At 59.0% G+C, this 9375-nt stretch carries 9 protein-coding genes; 5 read left to right on the forward strand and 4 right to left on the reverse strand.

Annotation, left to right across the window (positions count from 1 at the left end; all coding sequences use genetic code 11):
• A partial coding sequence (locus BLS34_RS24730; protein ID WP_175474387.1) for a calcium-binding protein occupies window positions 1-1800 on the forward strand: 1800 nt, incomplete at its 5' end.
• A gap of 103 nt (window positions 1801-1903) precedes the next feature.
• On the opposite strand, the gene BLS34_RS26710 is transcribed toward BLS34_RS24730, so the two are convergent.
• Window positions 1904-2032, reverse strand: a complete 129-nt coding sequence (locus BLS34_RS26710; protein WP_281241222.1) for a hypothetical protein — start codon at window positions 2030-2032, stop codon at window positions 1904-1906.
• Between the two features lie 521 nt (window positions 2033-2553).
• Between BLS34_RS26710 and BLS34_RS25725 the strand changes: the two genes are divergently transcribed.
• On the forward strand, window positions 2554-3054 hold the full coding sequence (locus BLS34_RS25725; protein ID WP_139189480.1) for a hypothetical protein: 501 nt from the start codon (window positions 2554-2556) through the stop codon (window positions 3052-3054).
• Between the two features lie 42 nt (window positions 3055-3096).
• Window positions 3097-4440: a PDZ domain-containing protein gene (locus BLS34_RS25730; RefSeq protein WP_139189481.1), complete on the forward strand. Its 1344-nt coding sequence runs from the start codon at window positions 3097-3099 to the stop codon at window positions 4438-4440.
• 42 nt (window positions 4441-4482) lie between these two features.
• Here BLS34_RS25730 and BLS34_RS24740 read toward each other — a convergent pair.
• Window positions 4483-5252 (reverse strand): IS5 family transposase gene (locus tag BLS34_RS24740; RefSeq protein ID WP_139189482.1). Its coding sequence is split into 2 segments (ribosomal slippage): window positions 4483-4923 and window positions 4926-5252, totalling 768 coding nucleotides; the frame shifts between segments, so codons are not numbered across the junction.
• Between the two features lie 272 nt (window positions 5253-5524).
• Between BLS34_RS24740 and BLS34_RS24745 the strand changes: the two genes are divergently transcribed.
• A complete protein-coding gene (locus BLS34_RS24745; RefSeq protein WP_175474388.1) occupies window positions 5525-5773 on the forward strand; it encodes a ribbon-helix-helix domain-containing protein in 249 nt (82 codons plus the stop codon).
• Between the two features lie 4 nt (window positions 5774-5777).
• Window positions 5778-6092 (forward strand): type II toxin-antitoxin system RelE/ParE family toxin, encoded by a 315-nt coding sequence (locus tag BLS34_RS24750; protein WP_093154697.1) that lies wholly within the window; start codon window positions 5778-5780, stop codon window positions 6090-6092.
• Between the two features lie 466 nt (window positions 6093-6558).
• Here BLS34_RS24750 and BLS34_RS24755 read toward each other — a convergent pair whose 3' ends face one another.
• Both BLS34_RS24755 and BLS34_RS24760 read right to left on the reverse strand, forming a co-directional pair.
• Window positions 6559-7761, reverse strand: coding sequence for a hypothetical protein (locus BLS34_RS24755; RefSeq protein ID WP_093154700.1), 1203 nt, complete (start codon window positions 7759-7761; stop codon window positions 6559-6561).
• Window positions 7762-8142: 381 nt separating this feature from the next.
• Entirely contained in the window at window positions 8143-9252 is a 1110-nt protein-coding gene (locus BLS34_RS24760; RefSeq protein ID WP_093154702.1) for a tyrosine-type recombinase/integrase, read from the reverse strand.
• Between the last annotated feature and the right edge of the window lie 123 nt (window positions 9253-9375).

Below are 9375 nucleotides of genomic sequence, written 5' to 3' on the forward strand. Positions count from 1 at the left end.
ACGACCGTCACCGGCGGCACACTCTCGGTCTCGACCGACAGCAATCTCGGCACCGGCAACGTGGCCCTGAACGGCGGCGGGCTGACGGTGACCGGTGCGACCACGATCGACAATGACATCTCCGGCACCGGCGGCCTGACGAAGTCTGGCAGCGGCACCGTCACCCTCAGCGGGACCAACACCTATTCCGGCGGGACCACGATCAACGGCGGTACCCTGACGGTTTCGGGTGGGAGTGCGCTTGCCGATGCCGGCGCCGTCACCATCGCGGCCGGTGCGACCCTGGATCTGAACGGCACCAGCGAGACCGTCGGCAGCCTCACCGGCAGCGGCACGCTCAATATCGGAAGCGGCACGCTCACGCTGACCGATTCCGCCTCGACCACCTTCTCCGGCACGATCAGCGGCAGCGGCATGATCGCGGGGGGCGGCACCTACACTGTCGCCTCCGGCGCGACGCTCGGCGGAACCAGCACCTTTTCGACGGCGGTCACGGTCGCGAGCGGCGGCACCATCGCCCCGGGCAACAGCCCCGGCACGATCTCCACCGGCAACCTGACCCTCGCCGCGGGTGCGACCGCCACCATGGAGATCGACGGCACCGTGGCCGGGACCGGCTACGACCAGATCGCCGTCACCGGAACGGTGACAATCAACGGCGCCACGCTGAGCACCGTCTTCGGCTACACGTCGGCCACCGGTGACAGCTATGTGCTGATCAGCAACGATGACACCGATGCGGTCACTGGCACGTTCACGGGTCTAGCAGAGGGCGCCTCTTTCACCGCGAACGGCCGCACCTATCAGATCAGCTATACCGGGGGTACCGACAATAACGACGTCGTGGTGACCGATGTCACCGTTGTCCCGGCACCTCCCACGCCTGTTGCTCCCAGCGGCACCAGCGGTAACGACACGCTGGTCGGCACGGCAGGGGCTGACCGTATTCTCGCAGGCGCCGGCAACGACGAAGTCTCCGGCGTCGCTGGCGACGACACGCTCTACGGGGAAGACGACAATGATCGACTACTCGGCGGTGACGGTGACGACCTCCTGTTCGGCAACAGCGGCAACGATACGCTGCTGGGCGATGCTGGGGGGGATTGGCTAAGCGGTGGGGCTGGTGATGACGTTCTGAGCGGTGGGCTGGGAGACGACGCTCTGGTGGGCGGTGACGGCCGGGACATGGCGGTGTTCGACAGTCTCTATGACCCACTGGTCGCTTCTGTCGAGCGGACCGGCGGTGTGCTGACGTTCCAGGGAAACGACACCATCAACGGGGTCGAGATCCTGGTTTTCTCCGACCAGAAGACGGTCGTTACCCAGACGTCGTCCGGCACAGGGGCCCAGGGCGACGACGAGGCCAATGGGATTGTTAGTGGCTTCACCGACGGCACAAGCAACTCGATCGTCGACGAGGTGTTCTATCTGGCCCAGCACGCCGATGTGGCAGCAGCGGTTGGGGCCGGGCTGTTCAGTTCCGGTGTGCAGCACTTCGTGCAGTTTGGCCAATTTGAGGGCCGTGACGGCAATGCCTTATTCGACAGTGCGTATTATTTGGCGCAGAACATCGATGTGGCGACAGCGGTAGGCACAGGGGCCTTCCAGTCCGCCTACCAGCACTACGTGGCCCACGGAGCCACTGAGGGCCGGGCGGCCTCGGAGTTCTTTGATACAGCGAAATACCTCTCGGCCAACACGGATGTGGCAGAAGCTGGCGTCAACGCGTTGGAGCACTATCTGGCTTACGGTATCAACGAAGGCCGAACAGGCTATCTCGCAGATACCTTCATGATGTGAACCGTGGCGATTGACCAGCGCCGCGGGTCCGATCAGACGGTTGGGGAGCAGCCTTCAGCTTGTTTGCAATAAAGTTCGCAATGTTTGTGGCCCGTCATGGCCGTTATTGCGGCTCAGCTGTGGTCCGACTGGCAGCGGCCCGGTAGATCTGGATAACCTGCCCTAGATTTTCGATGCCGAATGCGGTGAAGGCGACGTTGTATTCCTCGTCGATCCCGTAGGTGGTGATCACGCCGTGCTCCGACTCAAGCTCGTTGTCATGTCGTCGAGTATTACGGCAACTCCGGCAAACGTGAAGACGAGGCCGATCGGCGCCATGGTCAGCATCGTCGATGCGCGGTTGCGGGCGCCCAGCAGCGATCGCCTCAAGCGTCGCCTTCATGGGCAGCGGCAACGTCGGTGGGTGAGATGCGGCCCTTCTCTTGCCTGCATAAGGGTTTGCCTGCTCGTAATTGAAGAGGTGGTCCCCATCGTTTGGACAGTTTGGCGGCTTGATTAAGCTATTCCCTGGTGTTGTTCACGCCGCCAGTCTGCTGCTTGCCGTTGCCGGGGCGAGCCTGGCCCGCAGTTCCAACCCAGTCTCGAAGCTTGTGTATACGATTAATCTTGGTGGAAATGCGGGCTGAATCCACATCAGCGGCGCTCCTCAGGGTCATCCACCGCCATATAAGGTCGGAACCATATCCATCAATTGACAACCCATGATGGTTTCTGCTTCGCTAAAAATCATGCGAAAACTCAGGGGCATTCATAATGAGCAACAATAAAGCCAGATTAATAGCAGCTGCATTATTTATTTTCTTCGCGCCCACGAAGGCTGATGCAGCCAGTGACGCTTGGAAGAGTTGCGGTACCGCCGCGGCTGCATTGGGATCGATAAGTGGGATTCTTGGAACTCTCTCGGAGACGGGGAATGAGATATCTTCGGCTCTGGGATCGCTATTCGGCAGTTCGGTTGCTTGCGACCTGATTGAACAGCTGAGCCCGAACGATAAGAAAAATATTGGCGACGTCGAGACAGCGGCCGTTCAGACAGGTGCCCCTTCATCTAAAGCTTGGAAGAGCGATTCCGGCGAAGATCTGACCTACGAGGTCAAAAAGGTTGAGCCCGTCGAGGTGAAGAATAACCAAGATGTCAATTGCAGCAAAGTGACTGGTGTTTTGACAAGCAGCAACGATGAAGGTGCGGTATCGGAAAAAGTTTCGTGTGTTGATTCGGACGGTCAAGCCGTCGACAGCGGAAATCTTTTCTAGTTGCGTACAAGTGCGAAGCTCATTTTCAAGTTGGAGAGGGCTATGAAAACCGCGAAACTCGTCTCTGCCACGCTGTGCATTATTTTTGTATTTTTGACCGCACTCAGTGAGCCAGCAGTAGGCCAAGAACGAGGTTCTATTGGGATGGAACTCCTCGATGGTGAATGGGGCGTTGAGATTGGCAGACTGAGAAAAGACGGGCCGGGATTGAATGCTGGACTGAGAACCAAAGATCGCATTCGGACGGTGAACAATCGAACTGTGGCGAGAGTTGCCGATGTAGCTCAGGTTCTTAAAAACATCACCGTCGGCGACAAAATCGAAATAACGGTGAATGTGGTCGGGAAGTATTTCGATGTCGTTCTCGTGGCCGATAAAACTCCCACAAAATTCGATCTGGTCAGACTATTGAGGAACGATAACAAATCTCTCGTCGAGAAAGACCCGGTGATCGTCAATTCGGATGACTGCCCTGCCAGAAAAGTTGCGGTTCGGGGTGGGTATCAGACCATTCAAGAAACCTGCAAAGCTGATTTCCCGTTGATCGGTGCAAGTTTGCGGAATTTCGAGGCAAGGCTACCGGGCTACAACGGCATTTCCTCAACGCTCCAGATCACCAAAATCCGAGAGAACGGGCCGCTACAGGCAGCGGGCCTGCAGGTCGGCGACTTGATCTTTGGTTGTAATCATTCGCGCACGCTACGCATACCCGCCGTCCAGAATTGTATGGAGCACGCGAGGGAAGGTTTGATCTACGATTTTAATGTTTACAGGCAGGGCACACCCGCCGTTGAACGAATTAAAATCACCCTCAGCAAAGACACAGTAGGGAACTGCAACGTAGCAGATATTTCCGGTAACGACTTGCTAAGCGGCAAATGTGGTCACCTCCTTAAGCGCGAGCCCTGGCCATATTTGAGAGTAATCGATGGCAAACCTCCGTTTTCGGAAAAAGATTATTTCGCGACACAAAGAGCTATGGTCCTGCACTACGTAACGCTTTTTTTCAGTCAGTGTAAATCGCACCTACCGGCAAATGCAGCCTCTTATCAACACAACAAAGATGTTCACATTGGAACTATCGACTACATTTGGAGAATGGATCACATGATTTTCAAATCTGTCTATGACTACACGATGAAGCTTCATCCGGGACTCTACAATCAATATACCGAAGTGGCAGAAGTTTTGTATGGAGAGTATTTTAAAGAGTGGAAGGCCTATAATAAAATGGGTAGTCCGAACGAAGAACTTCACACCTACATGAAACTTGTCGAAATTCGAGCAGACGAGGTCAAACATGATTTGGATTTGATGTTCCAGGTTGATGGCTGCTCAGGTAGCACGCTTACGAGATTTCGTCAGGGTTTGGAGGCTTTGGGTTGAAAGGGAAAGCAATTCCGTTTCGTGCTTAGATCATTGTCGAGACTAACTTGTCGGCGCCGAAAATGCAGTATTGGCCCGACCATAAGTAATTTGGACGGCGGCGAGATAGTTGTCGGCGCGTCGGTCGTATCGGGTGGCGATGCCACGCATCTGTTTGAGGCGATTGAAGAAGCGCTCGACGCGGTTGCGCTGGCGGTAGACCCATCGGCTGAAGGCGAAGGTGCCTTCGCACATGATCCTTGGCGGTATGTTCGCCCAGCCGCCACGGGCTGCCACGAAGGATCGAATACCGTCGGTGTCATAGGCCTTGTCGGTGAGCACGGCCGCACCCGGTGTCACTGTTTCCAGCAGCCTCGCCGCCATGGGCGCGTCTCCCGCCTGACCGGCGCTCAACGCCAGGCGAACAGGCCGGCCCTCGGCATCGACAACGGCGTGGATCTTCGTGGTCAGCCCGCCCCGGGACTGTCCCATGCACGGATCGCCAGATCCCCCTTTTTCGAGCCGGCACCGTGTTGGTGGACGCGGACACACGAGTTGTCGATCATCACGATGTCGCCGTCGTAAGCCTCTGAGACCGCCTCCAGGAGCCGGTCCCACACACTCGAGGCCCGCCATCGGCAAAACCGGTTGTAGAGCGTCGTGCGCGGTCCATAGCGCTCCGGTACATCGCGCCATGACGACCCGGTGCGAAACCGCCACAAGATCCCATTGATCACCCGGCGGTCATCCACACGCTTCACCCTGCGGCTCTTGCGCGGCAGCAGCGGCTCGATGATCGACCATTCCTTATCGCTCAACTCGTGACGGCGCATACCAACCTCCTTCACAGGAGGTTGAATCAAATCTCTGACCTCAACGAAACCCGTTTATGGGGATAGGCCCTAAGAGCAGCACAAACCCTAGAGCGCGGTGCGGCGCAGGGAACTCCTGACAGCCATGCTGCAGCGGATGAGGAAGAGAGTGCCGATTATCAAGACCCGGTGTTTATGTGACGTGCAGCATTTGGCCTGACGGCAGACACCATGTGATTGCGGTTGTCCACAAAATCCCTTATATTGAGGATGACTAGCTGGGGGATAGTGAAATGCCCAAGACCATGACCCTGAATGTGCGCGTAAGCGGCCCGCTGGGCGATTTCGTCGCCAACAATATCGGCGATAACGGGGCCTATGAAAATGTCAGCGAATATGTCCGCGATCTTATCCGCCGCGACAAGGAACGCGCCGAGGCCGAAGGGTTCGCGCGGCTGAAAGTCGAACTAAACGCCGCATTCGCCGCACCGGAATCGGTCTATGAGGCACTCGACGCAGAGACGGTGATCGCCCGCAACTGATCGTATGACTACATTCCGTGTCCAGAAGCACGCAGGTCGGCGCCTCGACGAAATCTACGTTTATGCCCGCGTCAATTGGGGCGAAGAGCAGGCAGCCCGCTACATTCGAAGCCTGTTCGAACGGTTCGACGAAATCGCGGCTCAGAAGATTTCATGGCGCCCTGTTCCAGCCGAGTTCGGGGTGGATGGCTTCTACTGCCGCCATGAACATCATTATATTTACTGGCAAGTGCTCTCCGACGGCGTCGTCGGGATCGTCACGGTGCTTCACGAAAGAATGCACCAGTTCGACCGCTTTCGCGAAGACTTGCCGCGGTAGAGGTTAGGATACGCCCCGTAGGATATTGTAGGCGTTGTCATAACCTCGGAGGCGACAGGAACGAGTCCGGCGGATCCGCTTCAAAGGGGGAGGATCACCCGACTTTGATCCAGCTGGTACTCCCTAATTCGTGCGCTCTGCAATCAGCTTCCAGTGGACCTTGACCTCGGTTGAACAGTCCACTGGATACTGAACGACCAGGTCATTCCCCCATTGGGGTCGTTTGCGGGAAGGGGCGAGATCCTACCCTAAGAGCGACCGGCAACATTCTGCAGCTCGCATGACGGGACCCGGCCACGGTGCCGCTTGACGATTTCGGTGACGGTGTTCTTGCTGAGCCGCATCTCCCTAACGAACACCTGCTAATCCGTCCCAGAAATGCTGACCTCAGACAGCGCTTAGCCAGATTACCAAGCTGCGCGCAGGCTGGTTGTGCACGCGTGCTCCTCCCACTTGCCGGCCGCGGCTAGGGCTGTTGCTTGCGTAGCGTTACATGCCATCCGGGCGGATTGATGGGAACGATGAGATCGCCCTCGGCGGACGAGAGGTCCGCTTCGGTGACCCAGGCGAAGCGCTCCAGCGCCCCTGCACGCCACTGAGAGGCCGCCGAACCAAGAAGCAAGACGAGACAAATGAGCGACAGCAGGCGGGGCTGCCAACTCGCGCGGGTGACGATGAGCACCAGCGCCCAGGCGAGGCAGACATAAGGCACGAAGAAGTACCTGGCGCCGCCGCCGAAGGCAGATATCAGGGTCGGGTTGCTTCTGAAGCTGTATAGCGCCGACGTGTAGATGACGGCGGCGGATATCAGGAGCACTCCCATGTCGTGAAGGCCCTGGCGGTCCGAAGAGACAAGCCCGACGGATAGGGTCGCGGCCAACAGGACAGCCGCCAGTGCGATGACCCAGAATTCGATCTCAAGGAAATGGAACAGCAGGTCGTGGAAGAAATGCCCGACCGCCTGAACGAAGGAGCCCCCCACCGGTAGCGCCTGGGCGATAACCGGGTCGACACGTGGGTTGTCGATCAGGTAGCCGAACTGGACCGCGGCGACGACGAGCAGCGTCAAAAGCAGCACAGCCCTCCGCCTGCTCCTGGGCATCGTGAAGTACGAGGCGATCCAGACCGGGGCCAGCAGGACCGAGAACGGCCCGGTGGCGGATACGATCGCCACCGTGAACCATAGAAGGACGAACTGCCATGACTGGAGCCTATCCGGATCACAGAGTAGCGCCGCGATCAGGCTGAGGCACAGGATCCACTGAGCGTTGGTGAGGTTGAGAAACACCTCCCCCTGATGTGGTATCGCCACGAACAGAACAACGAAGAGCACCCGCTGCGTTGCCGTCAGGCGGGTGAGGTGAACGATCACGGCGACCCAGGCGGTCGCGAGTACGGACAGGGCCGCATAGATTGCTGGAGTCCACTCGATCGGCAGCAGTCCGGCAGCCGCTGCGCCCAGTCGCGGGAAGAGATGCAGATAGCCGGCATAGGGCTCTAACAGGGCTGAGAAACCGAGCCTCTGGTGCTGCTGAAGAAAGACCGTTCCGTCTTCGGCCCAGATCTGAGGCGACCCGATCTGTTCAGGCTGCCTGCTGATCAGCAGGAATATACAGATTGCTGTGGATATGAAGACCCAGGATATTTCACTTAGTGATTTTCGGTTCATGGTATTCGCAGCGTTGGGAGTGCATGACAACCATCGCGATGGTAATCTGCGATCGCTTTCAGCAAACAATCGAGCTGCTCGTTGGCCCTGGTAATCCGCAATCCATTAGACCCTGTCATCCCACTGTCCCCTTCTCGTAGCAGGTAGCCCGCGCTCTCACCTGACGCGCCTTCATCGGCCGCCCCCGGTTCAGTGCCACTGCAGACTGGTGCTCTCACAGAGCGCTGCAAAAATCCGTTACAGCGTCAAATTCCGGCAAAACCGCCACCTTTTACAAGTTCGCATTCCACCACAGCTTTTGGGTGATTTTCAGGGCGATTCGGGGGTGGATTTCGGGGGGTGTTCCTGGCGACCGGCACTGCCCCAGCCCGAAATGCAGCTTTATGCCTTCCCGGGCCGCTTGCCCATCACCAGGGCGGAGGCGCTTCGATCGACCCGCCGCGTCTCCTCTACGTATCGCAGTGCCGTCACCGGCGTCTTCCAGCGCCCGGCGCGCTGCACGGCAGTGACATCCCCGTCGGTCGCCTCCGCCACGGCCGTCGCCATACCCCGGCGCAGGCTGTGCCCGCCCCAACGGATCGGGGCAGTGATGGTTTTGCCGCCCCGGTAGGTGCTCCGGACATCCAAACCCGCCTCCCCTGCCCGCGCCTTCAGGATCAGCCGCACGCTCTGCGCCGTCAGGGCCGTGTGTTTGATCCCGCCCCACGGATCGACCCTGCGGAAGATCGGCCCCTCGGCGATGCCGGCTCGCTCCATCCAGTCGTTCAACGCCCGGACCGGACACAGGCTCGTCCCCGTCTCCGCGATGACACAGACATTGTCGCGATCGCCCTCATCCGTTTTCGTGGTTCCCAACCAGATCTCGTATCCACCGTCGACCGCCTGCAGGTGATCGGCCTCAATAGCGACGAGCTCGCTGCGGCGCAGCGCCCCCGCGTAACCGACCAGGATCAGCGCCCGGTCGCGCAGGCCGCGCAACCAGGTCGTATCGATTGCCGCCACGATCGTCGTCAGATCCTCGATGCCCAGCGCCTGCACCGCCTCCTGACGCACAAGGACCGGGTTGTTGCGGGCCAGGCCCTTCATCTGATTTCTGATGGCGGGATGCTTCCAGTCGAGCCCCTGCCCCGCCTCGCGGTAATAATGCTTCAACGCCGCCAGGCGCAGTCTCACGGTGGACAGCTTCTTTCGGGCGGCCGCATCGCCGGACGGCACCAGGGAGGCTAGGTACGTCGCCACCTGCTCAGGATGCTCGGTGAGCGGGGTCAGGTAGCGCGGCCGGCACCAGGCGCAGTATTGCCGCCAGCCGGTCTCGTAGCTGCGCCGGGTGTTTTCGCTCAAGGCCGCGTCGTTGTTGCGGCCGGCATCGCCGAGATTGGCGATCAGCGCCCGGTCGAGGGACGGGTCGAGCTCGACGACGCCTGGTGCCGTCGGGGCGGGAAGCGTCGTCGGCCCAGCGTCACTCTCAGTGTCACCCTCAGCGTCACTCATCGTCAGCGCTCCCGGTTTTGTGGCCGTGCGGGTCGTCTGAGCCGGATTCTAGCGGGTTTTCCATTGATATCGATAAGGAAAATTATCGCTACTGATATCAGATACCCCTTAGATGTATAGTTA

Source organism: Thalassobaculum litoreum DSM 18839 (assembly GCF_900102465.1).
Taxonomy (GTDB): domain Bacteria; phylum Pseudomonadota; class Alphaproteobacteria; order Thalassobaculales; family Thalassobaculaceae; genus Thalassobaculum; species Thalassobaculum litoreum.

Bases quoted from the DNA above. Each gene is read 5' to 3' on its own strand.
- BLS34_RS25725 (WP_139189480.1), top strand. From the start codon at position 2,554: ATGAGCAACAATAAAGCCAGATTAATAGCAGCTGCATTATTTATTTTC.
- BLS34_RS25730 (WP_139189481.1), top strand. From the start codon at position 3,097: ATGAAAACCGCGAAACTCGTCTCTGCCACGCTGTGCATTATTTTTGTA.
- BLS34_RS24745 (WP_175474388.1), top strand. From the start codon at position 5,525: ATGCCCAAGACCATGACCCTGAATGTGCGCGTAAGCGGCCCGCTGGGC.
- BLS34_RS24750 (WP_093154697.1), top strand. From the start codon at position 5,778: ATGACTACATTCCGTGTCCAGAAGCACGCAGGTCGGCGCCTCGACGAA.
- BLS34_RS24755 (WP_093154700.1), bottom strand. From the start codon at position 7,761: ATGAACCGAAAATCACTAAGTGAAATATCCTGGGTCTTCATATCCACA.
- BLS34_RS24760 (WP_093154702.1), bottom strand. From the start codon at position 9,252: ATGAGTGACGCTGAGGGTGACACTGAGAGTGACGCTGGGCCGACGACG.